Annotated in this window: 13 protein-coding genes and 1 pseudogene; 10 read left to right on the top strand and 4 right to left on the bottom strand. The window is 69.7% G+C overall.

Translation table 11 applies throughout. The features are described from left to right. Positions 1 to 4 precede the first annotated feature (4 nt). A complete protein-coding gene (locus tag ACFVSN_RS30415; protein ID WP_387956929.1) occupies positions 5 to 3,613 on the top strand; it encodes a LysM peptidoglycan-binding domain-containing protein in 3,609 nt (1,202 codons plus the stop codon). 13 nt (positions 3,614 to 3,626) lie between these two features. After that, the gene (locus ACFVSN_RS30410) at positions 3,627 to 4,355 is read left to right on the top strand and encodes a prepilin peptidase (protein ID WP_387594136.1); all 729 of its coding nucleotides are present in this window, start codon (positions 3,627 to 3,629) and stop codon (positions 4,353 to 4,355) included. Between the two features lie 77 nt (positions 4,356 to 4,432). Here the strand turns inward: ACFVSN_RS30410 and ACFVSN_RS30405 are convergent, their stop codons facing one another. Then, complete coding sequence (locus tag ACFVSN_RS30405; RefSeq protein ID WP_387594134.1) at positions 4,433 to 5,206, bottom strand: hypothetical protein; 774 nt, start codon at positions 5,204 to 5,206, stop codon at positions 4,433 to 4,435. 273 nt (positions 5,207 to 5,479) lie between these two features. On the opposite strand from ACFVSN_RS30405, the gene ACFVSN_RS30400 reads away from it, so the two are divergent. From ACFVSN_RS30400 to ACFVSN_RS30390, 3 genes are read left to right on the top strand one after another with little or no spacing between them, the layout of a single operon-like run. Next, positions 5,480 to 5,608: a transposase gene (locus ACFVSN_RS30400; RefSeq protein ID WP_387594220.1), complete on the top strand. Its 129-nt coding sequence runs from the start codon at positions 5,480 to 5,482 to the stop codon at positions 5,606 to 5,608. After that, entirely contained in the window at positions 5,605 to 5,769 is a 165-nt protein-coding gene (locus tag ACFVSN_RS30395; RefSeq protein ID WP_387594132.1) for a hypothetical protein, read from the top strand. The genes ACFVSN_RS30400 and ACFVSN_RS30395 overlap by 4 nt, the downstream gene beginning before the upstream one ends. Then, positions 5,766 to 6,563: an IS3 family transposase gene (locus tag ACFVSN_RS30390; RefSeq protein WP_387594130.1), complete on the top strand. Its 798-nt coding sequence runs from the start codon at positions 5,766 to 5,768 to the stop codon at positions 6,561 to 6,563. The genes ACFVSN_RS30395 and ACFVSN_RS30390 overlap by 4 nt, the downstream gene beginning before the upstream one ends. Positions 6,564 to 6,638: 75 nt before the next feature. On the opposite strand, the gene ACFVSN_RS30385 is transcribed toward ACFVSN_RS30390, so the two are convergent. Further along, complete coding sequence (locus ACFVSN_RS30385; RefSeq protein ID WP_387594128.1) at positions 6,639 to 7,121, bottom strand: ATP-binding cassette domain-containing protein; 483 nt, start codon at positions 7,119 to 7,121, stop codon at positions 6,639 to 6,641. A 13-nt stretch (positions 7,122 to 7,134) separates the two neighbouring features. Next, positions 7,135 to 7,308: pseudogene (locus ACFVSN_RS30380) on the bottom strand (ATP-binding cassette domain-containing protein); the annotation flags it as partial. Between the two features lie 830 nt (positions 7,309 to 8,138). On the opposite strand from ACFVSN_RS30380, the gene ACFVSN_RS30375 reads away from it, so the two are divergent. The 4 genes from ACFVSN_RS30375 (at position 8,139) to ACFVSN_RS30360 (ending at position 12,026) form a co-directional block, all read left to right on the top strand. Then, positions 8,139 to 8,753: a LuxR C-terminal-related transcriptional regulator gene (locus ACFVSN_RS30375; RefSeq protein ID WP_387594126.1), complete on the top strand. Its 615-nt coding sequence runs from the start codon at positions 8,139 to 8,141 to the stop codon at positions 8,751 to 8,753. Positions 8,754 to 8,843: 90 nt separating this feature from the next. After that, on the top strand, positions 8,844 to 9,722 hold the full coding sequence (locus tag ACFVSN_RS30370) for a GNAT family N-acetyltransferase (protein ID WP_387594124.1): 879 nt from the start codon (positions 8,844 to 8,846) through the stop codon (positions 9,720 to 9,722). Between the two features lie 1,447 nt (positions 9,723 to 11,169). Beyond that, the gene (locus tag ACFVSN_RS30365; protein ID WP_387594122.1) at positions 11,170 to 11,433 is read left to right on the top strand and encodes a helix-turn-helix domain-containing protein; all 264 of its coding nucleotides are present in this window, start codon (positions 11,170 to 11,172) and stop codon (positions 11,431 to 11,433) included. Positions 11,434 to 11,567: 134 nt separating this feature from the next. After that, positions 11,568 to 12,026 carry a hypothetical protein gene (locus tag ACFVSN_RS30360; RefSeq protein ID WP_387594120.1) on the top strand — a complete coding sequence of 153 codons (459 nt, stop codon included), beginning with the start codon at positions 11,568 to 11,570 and terminating at the stop codon, positions 12,024 to 12,026. A 64-nt stretch (positions 12,027 to 12,090) separates the two neighbouring features. On the opposite strand, the gene ACFVSN_RS30355 is transcribed toward ACFVSN_RS30360, so the two are convergent. After that, positions 12,091 to 15,960 (bottom strand): discoidin domain-containing protein, encoded by a 3,870-nt coding sequence (locus ACFVSN_RS30355; protein WP_387594118.1) that lies wholly within the window; start codon positions 15,958 to 15,960, stop codon positions 12,091 to 12,093. Positions 15,961 to 16,324: 364 nt separating this feature from the next. On the opposite strand from ACFVSN_RS30355, the gene ACFVSN_RS30350 reads away from it, so the two are divergent. Continuing rightward, on the top strand, positions 16,325 to 18,385 hold the full coding sequence (locus ACFVSN_RS30350; RefSeq protein ID WP_387594116.1) for a hypothetical protein: 2,061 nt from the start codon (positions 16,325 to 16,327) through the stop codon (positions 18,383 to 18,385). The last annotated feature ends 96 nt before the right edge of the window (positions 18,386 to 18,481 follow it).

Here is an 18,481-nt window from a genome sequence, read left to right as displayed (position 1 = left end):
ACCGATGAATACCCTGCGCCGCCTGGCCACCGTCCTGCGCGCCCTCGCCGCCCTGCTGGTCCTGCTCGCCCTGCTCGCCGGACTGCCCGCCCTGCTGTGGCTGTTCACCACCACCCTCCTGCCCCACGGCGTCAGCCCCTCCGAGCTCACCGGACTGCTGACCCGGCACCAGAACGTCGGCACCCCCCTGCTCGCCGTGCTCCTCGCCGCCGGCTGGACCGCCTGGGCCGCGTTCACGGTGTGCGTCCTGCTGGAGATCCCCGGCCAGCTCTCCGGCCGCCCCGCCCTGCGGCTGCCCGCCCTCGGCGGCCCGCAGCGCCTGGCCGCCTTCCTCGTCGGCGCCGTGCTCGTCGCCCTGCCCACCGGCAACGCGCTCGCCTCCCCCACCCCCGCGCACGCCGCCGCCCGCCCCCTCGTCGCCGCCACCGCCTCCCAGGCCCCGGCCCCCGCGGCGGCCGTGCCCTCACCGGCCGAGAACACCACGCCCCCGCACGGCTCCGTCCACACCGTCCAGGACCGCGACAGCCTGTGGTCGATCGCCGAGGACCGGCTCGGCGACGGCACCCGCTGGCGGGAGATCGCCGCCCTCAACACCGGCCGCACCATGGCCGACGGCACCGTGTTCAGCCCGGACGTCATCCAGCCGGGCTGGACCCTCCTGCTGCCCGAGAACGCCACCCCCGCCCCCGCGCCGGCCACCAACGCCGGCCCGGCCCAGGCCGCTCCGAACACCGGCACCACCACCGCCACGCAGGAGTCCGGCTGGCCGACCCACACCGTCCAGGGCCCCTCCGAGACGCTGTGGGACCTGGCGGTGCGCCACCTCGGCGACGGACAGCGCTGGCCGGACATCACCGCCCTCAACCCCACGCTCGCCACCACCCCGCCCGACCAGGCCCTCCCGGACGGCACCGTCCTCAACCTCCCCGCCGACGCCCGCCCCGCCGGCCCCACCGCCACCACGCCCGCCGCCGTCCCGGCGCAGCCCGCCCCCGGCCCCGCTCCGGCCGGGACCGCCCACGTCACCGTGCGGAAGGGCGACAGCCTGTGGTCGATCGCCGAACACGAACTGGGCGACGGCACCCAGTGGCCCCGGGTCTTCACCGCCAACGAGGGCACGCCTCAGCCCGGCGGCGGGCACTTCACCGACCCCGACCTCGTCTACCCCGGCCAGGTCCTCGACCTCCCCCCGGCCGCGTCGGCCCCGCCCGCGGACGCCGAGCCCTCCGCGACCGTCCCGGAGGCCTCCGCCACGCCCGCACCCGCGCCCGCTCCGACGGCCCCGGGTGCCGATACCGGCCGCCGCCAGGACGCCCCCGCGGCCCAGGGCCGGCCCGCACCGGCCACCTCAGCCTCTGCGGCTCCCACCGGCCAGGCGCCGTCCGTGCCCGACCGCCCGGCACCCGCGACCAGCGCCCCCGGCGATCCCGGACCGAGCGCCTCCGCCATGCCCACGCAGGAGAGCCGGCAGCACCTGCTCGTCCCCGCCGCGGCCTTCGCCGGCGCCGGCGCCCTGGCCGCTGCCTTCATCGGCGTCCTCGCGCTGCGCCGCCGCCTCCAGCAGCGCCGCCTGCGCCCCGGGCGCCACATCCCCCTGCCCACCGGCCGTGCCGCCGCCACCGAGCAGTCCCTGCGCGCCGCCCAGCGCCCGGGCGGATTCGACCTGCTCGACCGGGCCCTACGCAGCCTCGCGCTCAACCTCGCGGCCCAGGGCCGCGCCCTGCCCGCCCTGGACGCCGTCGTACTGAGCGAGTCGCGTGTCGACCTCCACCTGGCCGACCACACCGTCCCGGCGGAGCCGTTCACCGCCACCGCCGAGCGGCTGTGGACCTGCCCGGCCACCAGCGCCGGCCTCGCCGACGACGAGCGCCTCGCGGAGGCCGACGCCCCCTACCCGGCCCTGGTCTCCATCGGCCGTGACGCCCGCGAGCGCCTGGTCCTCGTCGACCTGGAGCACGTCGGCGTCCTCCACCTGGACGGCGACCCGGCCACGGCCCGGTACATGCTGCAGGCCGTCGCCGTCGAGCTCGCCACCAGCCCGCTGCCCGCGCACCTGGACGTCGAGATCCTCGACGCTTCGGCCCCCGGCCTGGAACGGGCGGTCCCGGAGCGGGTCCACCGCGCCGCCGACCCGGCGCAGGCCGTCGAGCGGCTGCTCGACCACGCCGCCGGCCAGCACCGCGCCCTGGCCGCCGTCGGCGCCGGGTCCCTGCGGGCCGCGCGGCTGGCCGACGCCTCCGACTCCTGGTCCCCTCGGATCCTCCTGGCCGCCGCCCTGCCCGACGGCGAGAACGGCGACCGGCTGCTCACCGCCCTCACCGACCGGCCCCGCACCGCTGCGGCGGTCGTCACCGCATCCGCCCCGCCCCTGCCGGGCCGCGGCTGGACGCTGCACTGCCCGCCCGACGCGTCCGCAGTCGTCCTGCCGGGCTCCCAGCTCCCCGTCACCCTCCAGGGCCTGACCGACGAGCACTTCGCCGACGCCGTCGGTATCCTCGCCCTCGCCGCCGACCCCGCCGACGTCCCTGCGCCCGGCTGGCTCACCGACCCCGGCGAAGCCGGCGGACAACCGCTGGCTCTCCCCGCCGTCGAGGGGGCCTGCGACGCGCTGCCCGCCGAGTACGCCGAGATGGAAGACGAACTCGCCGACACCGACGAACACCCCGAGCCCGCAGAGCACGAACCCGCGCAGCCCTTCCGCGCACCGGTCCCGCGCCCGCACACACCCGCCCCACCGGTCCCCGCCGGGCCGACGCTCGCCGACATCCTCTCCGGCGAGGACGACCACCCGGCCCCGCCCCCGAGCCCGGCCCCCTCCCGGCGTTCCCTTCCCGCCCCCGAACCCGAGCCGGCTCCCGACGGGCCGTCCGTCCTGCTGCTGGGCCCCGTCGCCATCGAGAACGCCGCCGGCCAGGTCGACTCCAACCGCCGCCGCACCGCCACCGAGCTCATCGCCTACCTCGCGATCAACCCCGGCGCCGACCACCACGCCATCGACGCCGCCCTGTGGCCCGGACAACTCGTCAGCAAACAGGTCCGCAACGCCGCCATCTCCCGCGCCCGCTCCTGGCTCGGCACCACCCCCGGCACCGGCCTCCACCTGCCCCGCGTCCAGGACACCGACGACAACCGCTACCGCCTCGCCGACACCGTCGACTGCGACTGGAACCGCTTCCTCCACCACTACCGCACCGGCCTGGCCGACACCGGCGAGGACGGCGACCTCGCCCTGCGCCGCGCCCTCGCCCTCGTCCGCGGCCGCCCCTTCGCCGCCATCGACCCCACCCGCTACGCCTGGGCCGAACCCACCATCCAGACCATGGTCTCCGCCATCACCCACGCCGCCCACGAGCTCTCCACCCGCCGCCTCGACGCCGCGGACGTCCCCGGCGCACTCTGGGCCGCCCGACAGGGCCTCCTCGCCGGCGAGGAGAACGAGACCCTCCACCGCTGCCTCTTCCGCGCCCACCATGCCGCAGGCGACACCGACGCCCTGCGCACCGCCGCCGCCACCCTCGCCCGGATCAACAGCAAACTCGGCGACCTCGACATGGAAGCCGAAACCGCCGCCCTCCTCCACCAGCTGCTCCCCCACCCCCTCACGACCCGCTGACCAACGGACCCGCATGCCCCTCACCCACCTCGCCACCGGCGCCGCGGCCGGCGCCCTCACCGGCGCCCTGGCCGTCCGCCCCCTCGCCTTCCACTACACCGCCCCCACCAGCCACCCACTGCCCCGCCGCACCTGCCCCCACTGCGACCACCCCCTGAACGCCACCCGCCCCCGCGACCTGCGAGCCATCAGCCTCACCCGCCGCTGCCCCCACTGCACCACCCGCATCGGCCCCGCCCCGCTGCTCCCCGAAGCCCTCGCCGCCGTCGGCTTCGCCGCCGCCCTCCATGGCGGCGGCGGGCCGTGGGTGACCGCCGCGCAGCTGTGGCTGGCGACCATCGGAGCGGTACTCGTCATCACCGACGCCTCCGTCCGACGCCTGCCAGACCACCTCACCGCGGCCGCGTCCGTCGGCACCGCGCTGTCCCTCGGGGCCGCCACCGCCAGCGGTGCCAACGGCTCGCCGATCCGCGCCGCCGAGGCAGCCGCTATTACCAGCGCGGTCTTCTTCATGCTCCTCCTCGCCGGCGGCCTCAGCATGGGCGACCTGAAAGTAGCCCCGCCGCTGGCCACCGTCCTGGGCTGGCATAGCTGGAGTTCTGTGTTCTGGGGCCTCGTCGCAGCTTTCACACTCGGTGCTGCCCACGCCGCTGTCGTGCTGGGCAACAACATGCGACAACGGCGGATCGCATTCGGCCCCGCACTGATCATCGGCACTCTTGCCGTCACTGCCATCTACTGAGCAGCGACCGCCTCCAGGATTACCCACCGCAGCCAGGCCCCAGGCCGTCGACCTTGATCAAGTTGATCAAGGTCGGATCATTCGTCATATTCCGGCTCCACGGGCACGCCCCAGGCGGCTGGCTCGTAAACCACAATCGCCCAGCGCTCGACTGCCCCGCTGATCTGCTTACAGGACCGGTCGGTGACGCTAACCTCTTGCTGGAGGCCCGGGTGATGGGGATGCGTAGGTCTTGAGGCTGCGGGCGTGTGCTGTGGTTCACAGTCCGTCCCCTTGTTAGCTTGCTGTCGGCGAGGCCAGCTGCGACTGAAGCTGCGCAGCGTGGCGTGCTGCGTACAGGTTTCCCAGGTCGGCCCCGACCGCAGGTACCGCTCCAGGGCTTCGGGTAGCCGCCGCACTTCGCGGAGAAGGTCGGCCATCTCCCGCACCGCTCGTCGGTCTCCTCTCTCCACCCGTTGACCGAGCCAGCTGAATGCCCGGTCCAGACGGCCGCAGTCCCACAGCATCCACTCAGCCTCCCGGTAGGCGTCGCGCTCCCGAAGATCGGCGGCCTTCGTGAACGCAACCAGGGCTGCCTCGACCTCGCCCCTGCCCGGGTGCAGCACCCCGATGTGCACCAGCGACGCCGCGTCGCCCTGGTCGGTTGCCTTCCCGTACCCCAGCAGTGTCTCCTCCACACAGTCCGCCATCCAGAACAGGGCCGCAGCCTGATGCATCGCCACCGTGTCGCCCTGCTCCGCCGCCTGAAGATAGAACCCCAGCGGCTCTTCCCGCCGGCCCTCCGACAGCAGTAGATCGGCCAGCGGCCTCGCGCTCAGGCCGTCGCCCTTCTGCACCGCCGCCCGGTACATCAGGATCGCCTCGTCGTCGTGGCCCAGCGACTGGAGCCGTTCCCCGCCCTCCCTCCAGGCCCCTACATCACCGGCGACCCCGGCCTGTGAGTAGAAGGTGACGGCTCAGGCCACATCCCCTGTCGCCCACAGGACATAGGCGGTCTCGCGCAGGGCGCCCATGTCCCCCGCCACGGCCCGCCCCGCAGTGAAGTTCCACCCTGCAGCTGGACACCTGGAGACTGGGACGTGTGAGCCTGGGGGAAGCAGTTTCACGTGGGAAGCAACAGCAACATGAGTAAGCGGTACACAGCGGAGTTCAAGCGGGACGCAGTCGCGCTTGTCCGCTCTTCTCCGCACCGGAATGTCACCGAGATAGCCCGGGAGCTGGGGGTCAGCCCGGAGGGGCTGCGGGGCTGGTGAAGCAGGACCGCACGGACCGGGGCGAGGGCCGGCCCGGCGAGCTGACGAGCCCCGAGCGCAAGGAACTCGCCCGGCTGCATCGGCAGAACCTCGAGCAGCAGAAGACGATCGAGATCCTCCGCAAGGCGGCCGCCTATTTCGCGGCCGAGACGAATCGGTGATCCGCTTCCGTTTCGTTGAGGACCACCACGGCGCCTTCGGCGTCAAGCGGATCTTCCGAGCACTGGGGATCGCCCGCTCCTCGTTCTATGCGTGGCGGGCTGGCGAGCAGGCCCGACGCGTCCGCGAACGGGCCGAGGACCTGCTCGCCACCGAGATCACGGTGATCCATCTCGCCTCCCGGGGCGCTTACGGCGTCCCGCGCACCCACGCGGAACTTCGCCGCCAGGGCCGAGCGGTGAACCGGAAGAAAGTGGAGCGGATCATGCGCGAGCGTGGCATCGCCGGCGTCACCCGCCGCCGTCGACGCGGTCTGACCCGTCAGGCTCGCAAACCGGCGTTCGCACCGGACCTGATCGGGCGCGACTTCATCGCACCGCGCCCGGGCATGCGGCTGGTCGGCGACATGACGTTCCTGCCGACCGAGGAGGGCTGGCTCTACCTGGCGACCTGCATCGACCTGGCCACCCGTGAGGTGGTCGGTTACGCAATGGCCGACCACCGCCGCGCCGAACTGCCGGTGGCCACACTGGGGATGGCCGCCGGTCGAGGTGCTCCGGAACGCGGATGCGTCTTCCACACGGACCACGGCAGCGAATATACGTCGAGTGAATTCCTCTCTGAAATAACCAAGTTGAACATGAGGCAGTCGATGGGACGAGTCGGATCCTGTTACGATAACGCCGCCGCCGAGAGCTTCTTCGCCATACTGAAGGAGGGAGATCGGCACCCGGGTCTGGCCCGACCGCGCCACCGCCCGGGCGGAGGCCTTCTCCTTCATCGAGACCTTCTATAACCGCAGGCGGCTACGCAAACACCCCGAGTGGGGCTACCTCACGCCGCTCGAGACCCGCCAGCGGCTCCGGCAAGGTCACAGCCTCGCGGCGTAGAGACAACGTGTCCAGCCGCGGGGTGGAACTTCAGCCGGCTGAGGGGTCGTCGTGCCGGTCAGGTCGATGGTAGTTGTCCGGGTGCCAGGGAGCAGGGTGAGGTCTTGGTCCTGTAGGGCGAGAACGGGTGCCGAGTCGGGCAGGGCTTTGCGTATGGCGCGCAGGAGGGCGTCAGCGGTCGGGTTGCCGAGGGCGGCGGTGGGTTCGTCGAAGAGCGGGATGCGGGGCCGGCGCAGGACCGCGCGGGCGTTGGCGAGGCGGCGGCGCTGTCCTTGGGAGAGCGCGCGGCCGGCGGGGCCGACCGGGGTGTCCCGGGGCAGAACGGCGAGGCCGACCACGGCCAGGGCGGCACACAACTGCTCCGGGTCGGCGAGGGGTGCGGCCGGGCACAGGTTCGCCGCAATGGTGGTGTCGGCGAGCCGGCCGTCGGGCCTCGACCAGGGTGAGCGCCTCGGCGACCGCATCGGCGGGCAGGTCCGCGACGGGGGCGGCGCCCAGCAGCGCCCGGCCCGAGGCGGTCGGTAGCCGTCCGGCCAACTGGGCGAGGAGGGTGGACTTCCCACTGCCATTCGGGCCGGTGACGACGACCAGCCGGGGCACGCGGACAGTGAACGAGAGGGGCCGGCCATCGTTGGCGGTGGGCAGGTCCACGGCGCTGAGCACCGGGTCGCCGCGGATCGGCGCGGGCGGCTGCCGGTCGGCGGTGGTCGCGGCGAGCGGGCCGAGACGCGTAGCCGCCTCCTGGGTGGCGGCCAGGTCCTGGAGCGGCCGGGCCCTGTCCTTCTTCCATCACGCTCGTTCTCCCGGGGCGCCCGGGCTGCTCGCTCCCCGGGCTGCCCAAGGCTATCGCCCGTCAGGCCCTCCTTGGAGGCCCTGGAGCACCGCGCCCCTGCCAGGGTCCTCACACAGCCGTGCTCCCCGCCACCTGACGAACCGCTGGTCAGGCACGGTGATCTGACCGCGCGACCCGGTCATGCGCAGCACGACATCGAGGACCGAGTCCGGGTCGGCGGCGTAGCTGTGTGCGAACCACGGCATGTGGCCGTTCTCCGACCGGGGGCGCGTCCCCTGTGCCATACGCACACCACGCCGATAACGCGGCGGCAGGCCTATAACTTTCATGCCCTGTCCAGCCGACCCACGGGCCGTGCCGCGGCGCTCCGGCAAGCCGACGTCGCGCTGGCGCGGGTGATAACCGACGGTGGTTCGAAACGGCAACAGCCTTGCGAGCGAAGCCCGGTTGTGATGACTATGAGGGGCTGGAATGCTCGGCGTTCCAGCGCCTCCGCCGCGTTCCGGCCCATGCGCACAGGCCTGCCGCGGCGGAGAAGCCAACTCCATTTCGGTGCGAGATCGCACCGCCGCACCGACACTCTCATGGCGTGCGCTTCTCTCGTGACAGATCGTCAAAGATCTTTGATTGCCGCTGAATCAATTCGCAAGGGAGTCAGGTTGTCCACCAGGGAGGGTACGAGGCAGCCATGGATCTCATCTCGGTACGGATCCACACCAATGATCCGATCGTTCGGGCCGGGGTGTCGAGCGAGCTCCTCCGCTTTCCCCACATCTGCGTCACGGATGGCGGGTCACAACCCGTCGGTGTGAATCTCGTGGTGTCCGCCACCCTCGACGAGTCGACAGCCAGGCTGCTCAGGAAGCTGAACCAGGCCGCTCCCCCGCACACAGCCCTCCTGCTCGACCGGTTCGACGACGCCGATCTCGCCCTGGCCGCCGCCACGGGAGTTCTGGCCCTCCTCCCGCGCACACAGGCCGATCCGGACAGGCTCGCCGGCGTCATCAGCGCGGTGTCCCGTGGTGAGGCGGACATCCCCGGCGATCTGCTCAGTCATTTGCTCAACCAGGTCTCCAGGATGAACTCGCAGTCCCAGCGGAGACCGGCGATCGACGTCCTGACGGAACGCGAAAGGCTCTTCCTGTCTCTGTCCGCGGACGGCCTCTCCAACACCGAGATCGCCCTCAAGGTCGGTTTCTCGGAGCGAACCGTCAAGAGTGTCTTCAGCGTTCTCATCACCAGGCTCGGTCTTAACAACAGGGTCCAGGCCGTGGCCTGGGCCATCAGAGAGGGGCACATCTGAGGCCCCAGGCCGCCAGGCCGTTCCGACATCCATGAAATTCGTACATGGCATTCGCCTCAGGCGGATCGACGTCATCGGGAGGAAGAGAGCATGAATCTGCTTCGGTCCAGATTTCGCAACAGGGAAGCACTTCGCCTGTACCGGGACGAGGACGAGTCGTCGGTGCTGAACCTGGTCCACGCCGACCGCCTGCCGGGCCAGCCGGCCGTGCACGTCTCGGACCTGAGGCACGCAACCCGATCCGGAGCGGCTCACCTGGTCGCCGCGGAAGGATTCACCGACCCGTACACGGTGGTCACCACCGACGCGACCGGAACCGTCACCGGAGTAGCCTCCTACGCCACGAACAGATCGAACGGCACGGGAACCCTGCTGTGGATGCACTCCGAGGAGGACCCGGAGATCACCGCCGCACTGCTCGATCACGTTCGCTGCCACTTCGGGTCCGGCCGACGACTCACGGCGTTCCCGTTCGGGACGCGATCGCCGCTGGCGATGAACGGCATCCCGATCCGCAGGAGGATCGTCACGTTCCGGGCGCTGGAAAGCGCGGGCTTCAGCTCGCTCGACAAGAACTACTACTGGCATGCCCCCCATGCCAGACCCGCGGGTCAGGCATATCCGGTGGCGCAGAAAGTACCGTGGACCAGCCCGCCCGGCTGGCGGCTCGAGATGACGCACACCGACGGAGAACTCACCGGAGAGGCCTACATCACCGCACCGCTCGAAGACACCGCCGAACTGTGGTTCCTGAGGGTCACGCCCGGACACCGAGGACACGGTCTGGGCCGCGAATTGCTCCAGCAGTGCCTCGCGGAAATGCGCTCGTGCGGCGCAGTCGAGGTGATCGCCAGGATCTCCGAAGGCCACCTGGAGGATCCCGACGGCCTCGTCTCCCTTCAGCGGTTGCTCGACAACGCCGGCTTCGCGTGGGTCGACTGCCTCTATTCGCTGGTCCGCTGCCCCTGACCCGCTCTCGAAACTTCGGAGGCGAGGGCTCCGCCGAAGTGAACACCGATCAAATCCGAATGTACATGACGGGCATCGCGTCCGGGCTAATGAGGGGTGTGGATTGCTCACCGAGAAGGAATACGATGACGTGCTAGAACTCTGCGGCCTGGGATGGTCGATCTCGGCGATTGCCCGACACCTCGGCCGCGACCGAAAAACGGTGAGAACCTATCTGCGAGGAGAGCGGGTCGCCGGGGTCCGCAGGAGCAACCGGGACGTATTCCTCCGGTTCGTCCCGTACTGTCGTCAACGGCTCGCAGATGATCCGCACCTGCCAGCGACCGTGCTGTTCAAGGAGACCATCAAGCTGGGATACCCGGGCGTCTACTCCAGTTTCACCCGTGCCCTGCGCAAACACCAGGTGCGACCGCACTGCACGACCTGTTACGGCGACGGAACACCCGCACGGCGGGCGGCGATCGAAGAGGCGCGGTTGCCACTGGCTGGAACTGGAGGACCCGCCGGCCACGTGGGGACACGCGGACCGCGCCCACCTCCTGGCGGGCCTGCTCGATGGTTTGGGACGCTTGCGCGGAGTACTGGCGAGGAACGAGCAGTCCCCATAACTCGTCACAGCCATCGACCGGGTGATGAGGCGACTCAGCTGCGCCGCTCCGCGCTGGCGATGGGGCGGAACGCCTGCCGATTGCTGCCCGGCGACCGCCCGGGCCGCGCCCGTCTTCACGAGCGTGGCGAGACAGTACGGCCGGACTGCCGGAGCCTCCCCTGACGAGCGGGCTGTCGGTGACGGCGTGTTGGACGAGCGTCTTCACTCGACCGTCCAGCGCTGGTGGCACGGTGTTCCGGGCGAGGCCAGCCTCTGGGCCACGCAGGCCGCTCTCGACCGGCTTGCCGTGCAGTGGGACGGCCCTCGCCCTCTCCCCGGCAAGGGCTGCCGGTGGGACCGGGCGGCGGAGCAAGGAACCGGTTCGACCGGCAGCCGGGACTCGAACGCGCACGTCAACGCGTCGCGCGATCATCACCCCAGCTGATATTCATTTCCAAAAAAGTGTCATGAGCGATTTCCATCGACATTTTCCGAAAGTCGCCGATGGGTCGACCCATCGGATGAGCCTCGGGGGGGGCCGCGGGGTGGCGCCGTGGTAGCGCGGCGCGCCACCGGGACGCCACCCCCACGCTACCTCCCAGGAAGGAAGCGATTCGCACGCCGACCTGCCCAGCGGCAGAGGCGCCTCGCCACCTCTGCCGACCGAACTGATGGCATATGCCGCGGGCTCCGATGGACAGTCGGCCCGAGGCCCCTCCCATTTCAGCGAGCAGCGGTACCGCCACGGAAAGTCCGCACCGCAATCGATCGTGCGTGCGAATCACCGAGAGCTATCCTGCTGCACGTCCGCGACGACGCCCACCCGTCCGCGGCCCACCTCTGTCCAAGGACTGCATCATGTACGTGCACAACGTTGACCAGATCAAAGATCTGATGAATCTTCAAGGACTGTCGCAGCGCAGCCTCGCGGTGCGGGCGCAGACGTCCCAGGCGTTCCTCTCACAGCTTCTGCGCGGCCAGCGCGGGGCGAAGCCGATCACCGCGTGGAGGATCGCCACCGCTCTGGGCGTACGGACGGAGGAACTGTTCTCCGACCGCCTCCCCACGCGGCGGACCGGGCCACCCGGGGGCGGCGTCCACCTCACCCACCCCGGCGCGTGACTGCCTGACGCACCGGTTCGAGCATGCCGCGACGGGATTGGGGTTTGCTCCATCCGGATGGCCGGGCCCGTGGTGAACGAAATTCCCCAGCTGCAGGCAACCAGCCGGAATGACATCGCTAGCCTTCAAGAACCATGACATTGATCCACGAGATCACATGGCCCGACGAATGGAGTTTCCCCATGCGTAATCGCGTCACTCGAACTGTCCTTGTGGCCGTGGCCGCTCTCGGCCTCTCAGCTTCCGCAAGCCCTGCCACCAGCTTTGCCGACAGCACCACCAACGACCTGCTCTGCCGACCTGGCCAGCTGTGCCTGTTCTCCGGCGCGGGAGGTACCGGAGAGGTCCTTTACGCCGTGGACGAGGGTGTCCAGATGAATTCGTTCACCCCCCGAATCGAACTCGACGTCAAACTGCCCGGAAAGCCCAAGTCGGTGCGCAATCCCCTCCGCTACGAGACCTTCAAGTGCGGCTGGGTCCTCAACGACGGGCCCTCCTTCGAGGGAAGCGAACAGCGAGTCACCACGCTCGGCGTGAGCAACCTCGACCTTGCCGGCGTGAGATCCATCGGCGTCTTCTGCGGCCGCTCGTAGCAGCCCGCAGGTCCGGCTGCCCGCGATGGCACGTCATCGCGGGCAGCCGGACCGGAACGCATCGTCAGGTGGCGAGGCGAGCGTTGTATCCGCTGATGCTCAGCGCGCCTTCCGCGACCGAGCTGAGGACGTTGATCCCCGCCTTCCCCGCGAGGACGACCCCTCCCTTCGGTCCGGGAAGCGACCCGGCCACGCTGGTGAGGTGGCCGAAGATGTCGGGGATCGCTCCGACGACACCCGCCCAGGCGAGATAGGTCGCATCGTCGCTCTCCGCCGCCAGCAGCAGCTTGACGCTGCAGCCGCAGCTGACCAGCCCGGCGATGGTCTCGGCCAGCGAAGCCGCCCAGTCCAAGGCACCCACGGTGCACCGCTTGATCGTGCGACTGCCGAGGGAAAGGGCGGTGGTGACGAGGTCGAACGCCAGCATCCCCTGGTCCCAGGCGTCCTCGCTTCCCCATTCGGCAGCGAGCAGCAACCCGAACTGCGGCATGTAGTACCCGAGTTCGGCCAGGCCCACCTTCATGGCGGGGCCGGGGTCGGTAGGATCCAGCCAGGTCTGCTTCACCTCGTAGGCGTCGCACCCGGAGGACACCAGCGCGTCGGCGATCTGGAGGACGCCCAGTACGATGCCGCTCTCCGGGCTGCCCAGCGCACCCTGTCGGCCGGCCCGCGCGGGGGCGACGAGTCTGCCGCCGGGGAAGGGCTGCCTGCTGGGATCGCCGACGGCGATCTTGTACCCGATCGTCGCGGGGAACGCGGCCACCAGGCTCACCAGCGCGCCGATGCTGGGACTCAGCCCGGGTCCCGCGGCCCACGTCCAGACCTTGTCCAGCGGCCAGGGAAGGTAGAGCGGGGCCTTCAGGTACAGATCCAGCTGCTCGACGAGGTACGAGAGGAGGGAAAGAACCGCTCGCATGGTGGCGGCACCGGCGCGGAACGCGGCGGTCACGATCTGCTCCAGCGCGTCCAGCAGCGCGGTGACCGTGAGCGCACCGAAGCCTTCCGGGCTGGTGAAGGCGTCCGCGAGAGCGTCGAAGGCATCGACGATTCCTCCGGCGATGTCGCCGACCGCTTCCGTGATCTTCTCCGCGAACTCCCGCAGGATGTCCTCGGGAAGCCGGAGCAGGGGCGTTTCGGGCCGGTGGGACTCCGTCTTCTCGGCCATCCAGTTCGCATGGGTGTCGGAACCGATGCCACGCTCCCCCGGCCCGACCTCGTCCGTGGGTTCGGGCTCACCGACGGACTTGTCGCCCCACTTCTCACGCGCCTCGGCGAAGGACTGACGAATCTCCGCCTCCTGCTCCTCGAACCATTCGTCACCCAGCCTGCCGTAGTAGGCGATCGCTGTCTGCAGGCTCGCGAACGAGCGGGTAAGGGCCTCCTGGAGCGCCTTCTGGGTGTTGCGGACGTGGTCGAGATCGAAGACCGCCTTCAGCCAGTCGACGGCAGCGGTCACGGCGACACCGATCCCGGCGACCACGCTCTCGGCCAGGCGACCGAGTCCCAGAATGCCGTTCCACGCGACGCCGGCGAGGCGGATGATCTCCTCCCCCGCAGCGGCCACGATGTCGATGACCTTGTTGACGGTGTCGACGAGGAACGTCCTGACGACGAGCACGCCGCTGGCGATGCCTTCCCAGAGGTCCCCCGCCATGCGCCGCAGCCAGCTCTGTGCCTGCCCCGGTGCCGCCACGCCGGCGGCACGCCTCGCCTCGTTCAGACTGTCGAGGGTATGCGGCGTCAGGACGGGGACGATCGTCCCGTCCGTCCCCCGCACCAGATTCACCTCGAAGGCCTCGCAGGGCGCGTCCGAGCCGAGCATGGCGTACCGGATGCACTGGGCGGCCTGCGCGGCCTGTTCGTCGCTCAGGTCGGGAGCCAGGGTCTTGAGGGCGCTGCCCTGTTCGTCGAACCGCGGCAGCGGTCCCCCGGGGTTGGTGGGGTTGAGGTCGTCCTTCTCCCCGGCGAGGTACTGCTGGACCTCCTCGGCCGGCTTGAGCGGAACATCATCGGACAGGCCCGGCACCTCCAGCCGGAATTCGGGAGCCACCAGCCCCTCGGGGGCGACGCTGACCGTCACCTTCCCCAGGCCGTCGGTCCACACCGGCGCGGCCTTCCCGGTGACCCACCGCGTCCGGCCCTGGACGACGGCCTCGCAGGCCGGCCCGTCCGCGGGAACGGCCAGTGCGACCGGGAAGTCCGGGACGGGCGCCCCCGCCGCGTCGACCACCGTCGCCGCCAACCGGTAGCGGGCGACCTCGGTGGCGTCCTGTCCGGCCACCGCCACCCGGGACTGCTGCCACAGTCCGGTCCTGAAGTCCTGGTGGTGCAGGCGCAGGTTGCCGCCGTCCCCGTCCCACAGAAAGTACGAGGAGTGGTCCGTGTCGGCCACGGACATCCGGATCGACCCTGATCTCAGCGGCACGGGACGCGTCCACTCCTCGGGAGGACGCCCCTCCCCCGAGGGCACCAGGTGCCGGGACACCCAGACCTGCGTTCCGGGGGCATCGTCCGCGGAGGTTCCCAGCGAGTAGACAGCTCTTCCGTCGTCGAGGTCCGGCTGGTGGAAAACCGCTTCCACCTTGTTGCCATTGCCGTTGAGCAGGCTCTCGCCACCGCCGTTGAGCAGTTCCTTGCCGTAGAAGCGGAGGCCCGAACCGCTCTCCGGATCATATTCGTACGTGCACGTCCACAGCGCCGAATCGACATCGGTGTACAGGAGCCGGGCCGCGTCCGTGTCGTAGCCCGTCTCGAAGCCGCCCATGACCGAGTGGACGTCCCAGTCGGCCGAGGAGAACGGTTCTTCCTCGACGAGACGCGGTGCGCTGTTCGGCCCGTCGCGCTCGATCGTCCATGACTTCAGCGTGCGGTCCGCCGCCGCCAGCAGGAGACAGCGTCCGTCCAGGAGGGGAATCAGGTCGTAGTCGTCGCTGACGATCCCGAGCCCGGAGACGTCGAGAGCGGAACAACGGGGCCGACCGTCCTCGAAGTCGTCCCGCAGGAAGGCGAGCACCAGCTCCAGGCCCTGGTCGTCGGCCCTCTCCCGGAGGGCGTGCAGGACCGAGCCGACCTGCTCGCCGTGGGCCAACCGTACCGAGTGGAACGGGTCGAACAGGTGCTGGGGCTCGGTCCAGCCGCCGTCCGCGTCGGACATCTGCGAGAAAAGCAGGCCGCGGTTGTAGCAGTTCAGGAACCCCAGCACCCTGGCCGCGTTCTTCCGCCCGGTCTCGGCCACCAGGAGCTGGAACACGCGATCGTCCTGCTCGGCAGCCAGGGTGAAGGGACGAACGGATCTCCAGCCGGTCACCTCGCCCTCGGCCCGCTCCACCGAGGCGATGTCCGATATCCGCTCACCCGGGCCGAGCACCAGGGCGCGCCGGTCGGACATCTCTTCTCCCGAGTCCTCCTGCTGCCCGCCCGGTCCGTGGAACGCCGCGACCTTGTTCCCGGAACCGGGAGAGCAGCGGACCTGCTCGGAGAAGTCGAGATCCTGATCCAGGGTCACCGAGACGTCGACCCGCTCGGGCTGATGCGGACCGGGCTCGTGTTCCACCCGGAAGGAGTTCACACCGACCATGTTGGAACTGGCTCCGGTGAAGCGCAGACGCACATATCGTGCCAGAGCCGTTCCCGGCGGGGGGCTGGCTCCCGCGTCCAGCACATCCCAGGAAACGCCTCCGACCCTCTTCCACGTCTCGCCGTCGGCGGACACCTCCAGCTCGGCCGCCGGGGGTCGGTAGCGGTTCAGCAGGTCTCCGCCGAACCTCAGCGTGATGTTCGTGACGTACTCGACGGTCTGGAGGTCCACCGTGACGTAGTCCCCGCGCACTACCTCCCGGTCGGTGCGGAAGTACGTCAGGCGGTCGCCGTCGAAGAGATTCTCCAGTGGATATCCGCGACTGGCCGGAACATTTGAAAAGGCAACGTGGGACATCGAAACCCTCCTGGTCGCTGCCTGGATCACAGGCGATCCAGTTCACCGGGCCCGCGGCCCGGCACTCGTCGCCGGGGCGGCCCGCAGAACAGCCTGCCCGCGCCGGTGCGGGTCCGATCGGCCCGCACCGGCGCCCGGACGGGAAGCACGCGACCCGTTCGGGAACCGGGCGATGAAGAGCCCGGAAGCGGTACCCCAGGAGGCGGTGGCGCTGTCCGTCCGGGAACCGGAAGGGGAATACCGCCCCCCGGGCAGGCCGGGAGACTTCAACCAGGGACAGCAGTCGTGTTCCCGCGTCCGGTGAGCGCGCAGGCCCGCATTCCTGCCGACTACGACCACCCACCTCATGTGCACGGAGCCACCCATGCCACACCCAGCATCCGACGGGCCCACCATCCAGTGGCATCGCAAGATCCTGAATTTCGGGGTCGACGACACCTCCCCGCCTAAGAAAAGGGAACTGGAGGCCTATGAGATCGACGGCATACCCGGCATCGCCATCCAGACGGCGTTCGATCCGGCGAGCCCCACCCCGCAGGCGACGGTCGACTCGGTCCAGGTGGGGTACGGCTGGGGACTGGCGTCGAAAAGAGAGGCCCAGACCTCCCTCCAAGGGCTGAGCAAATGGGCGTTCCCCACCGAGAAGGAAATCTCCCTGCCGGGCATCGGGCGCATCGGGCGCATCAAGATTCCGAAGCGGGACGAGGTGAAGGACTTCCCGGTCAAGGCGGGATTCATCGGCTACATCACGTTTCTCCTGGAAATGCTCAAGCAGGAGGGAACCCTGGGGCAGTTGCTGCTCGACGACATCAAGAACCTGGTGCCGATTCCCGCCGGATACACACCAGGAACCGGATTCGACTTCACCAAGACCGAGGCATCATACGCACGCGATCCGTACTCGCTGTACGGCGTGCAGCGGATCGAGAGCGCGGACCTGAGCCTGCTGCCGGGAGAAATGGGCAAGGACAGCGGAATCCGTGTCCTCATACTCAACGGCGGAACGGACATGCGGAACATGTGGGTCAAGGCCGGCAGCGAGGTCCACGCCGGCGACGGCAAGGGATCCTGGGTCATCATCTCGTTCCCGTGGGCCAGGATCCTCCAGGCCGAAGGTTTCCTGCTGCGCCCGGACGTCATGCTGGGCAACTGTCTCCACCGGGCCGGGCTGATCCTCGCCGGCGTCAGCGACCATTCCCGGGTCCATGTGCCGGTGTCCTGCTCGATGACGCAGTTCGAAACCGTCGAGATGACGATGGACGACGCCTACTCGATCGGCGCACCCGCCGCGCTGCGCTTCGCCCAGACCACCTCCGACCAGGAGGACGTCAAGTACCTGGCCGCCCTGGGGGAGGCCAAGATCGAAGCACCGGCGAAGGTGAGGAGAGCCGCCGAGCTCGCCAGGGACTTCAGGATCGAACTGTACGGGAACCAGAACAGCGATTATCTGAGGGAGCTCTACCGGAGCATCGAGGGCACCCAGGCGGCGCGCGAGAAGGCCTGGGAGGTGAACGAGCGCGAACTGAGCGAGGAACGGAGCCTGCCCTACCGGCTGGCTGCCCAGAAGGTCGGCCCGGACATGTACTGGCAGCGCAGGGTCATCAAGGAGCCCACGCAGCTGGGGGAGGTGGAGGTCAAGAATCCCAAGACCGCGGCCGCCCTGAACCTCGTCGGCTGGGACGCCGAGTTGTACTACAACCCGCAGGAAAAGAGCGACATCGCCTGGATGATCGGTGCGACGGTCGGGGACATCCTCACCGATGTCGTCGTCCCGATGTTCGGCCTGAACGTCCTCGGGCTGGGATCGAAGGTCAAGCTTCTCATGCCCCGGAACATCTGGGCGTACCGGAACATGGCACGCTGGGTCACCACCTACGTGCCTGCGGCCGGCTACCACGGAACCGTGAAGGACAAGTTCGCGGTGGCCGCCCAGGCCGGCAAGGACATGTACCAGTTCGCCAGCGAATTCATTGACAGCGGCGAAGCGAAGAACGACGTCCAGAAGTACTTCAGGCTCGCCTCCGACGTCGGGATACTCGACTACGCGAAGGACCTGGTCCTGTCGAAGGAGGAGCCGGACACGCCCACCGCGCGGGCCGCGTCGAAGGGGATCAAGCCGGCGGAGGAGGAGGACGAAGCCCTCCAGGAACTCAAGAAGCTCGTCGAGGGAGGCGCGGCGTTCGCACTCGGAAAGATCGACAAGATCTCCTTCGTGTCGTTCGACCAGGCCAAGATCGTCTTTCACAAGCTCGCGACCAAGACGAAGGGCGACAACGCCTTCACGGCACGGGTCCGCCGCCGCCTGATGGAACACCGGGCGCTCTTCGTGCACGAGTACCCGAGCATGGCCGAGGCGGCGTTCCTCGATCCGGCAGCGGATTTCGAGAAGACCCTCGAACGGACGGCCAAGTACTTCAGCGGGTAGGGGGGCCGCGGGAAGCGAATCACGAAATCCTGATGCCGGTTGCCATGACATTTCGGCCAACCGCCCCTGGCCCGCCGTTTTCCAGCCACGTGATCG

The organism is Kitasatospora sp. NPDC057904 (assembly GCF_042887925.1).
In the GTDB taxonomy this organism is placed as follows: domain Bacteria; phylum Actinomycetota; class Actinomycetes; order Streptomycetales; family Streptomycetaceae; genus Kitasatospora.
The sequence above is the reverse complement of the archived record's forward strand: the minus strand, read 5'-3'. Positions and strand labels throughout refer to the sequence as shown.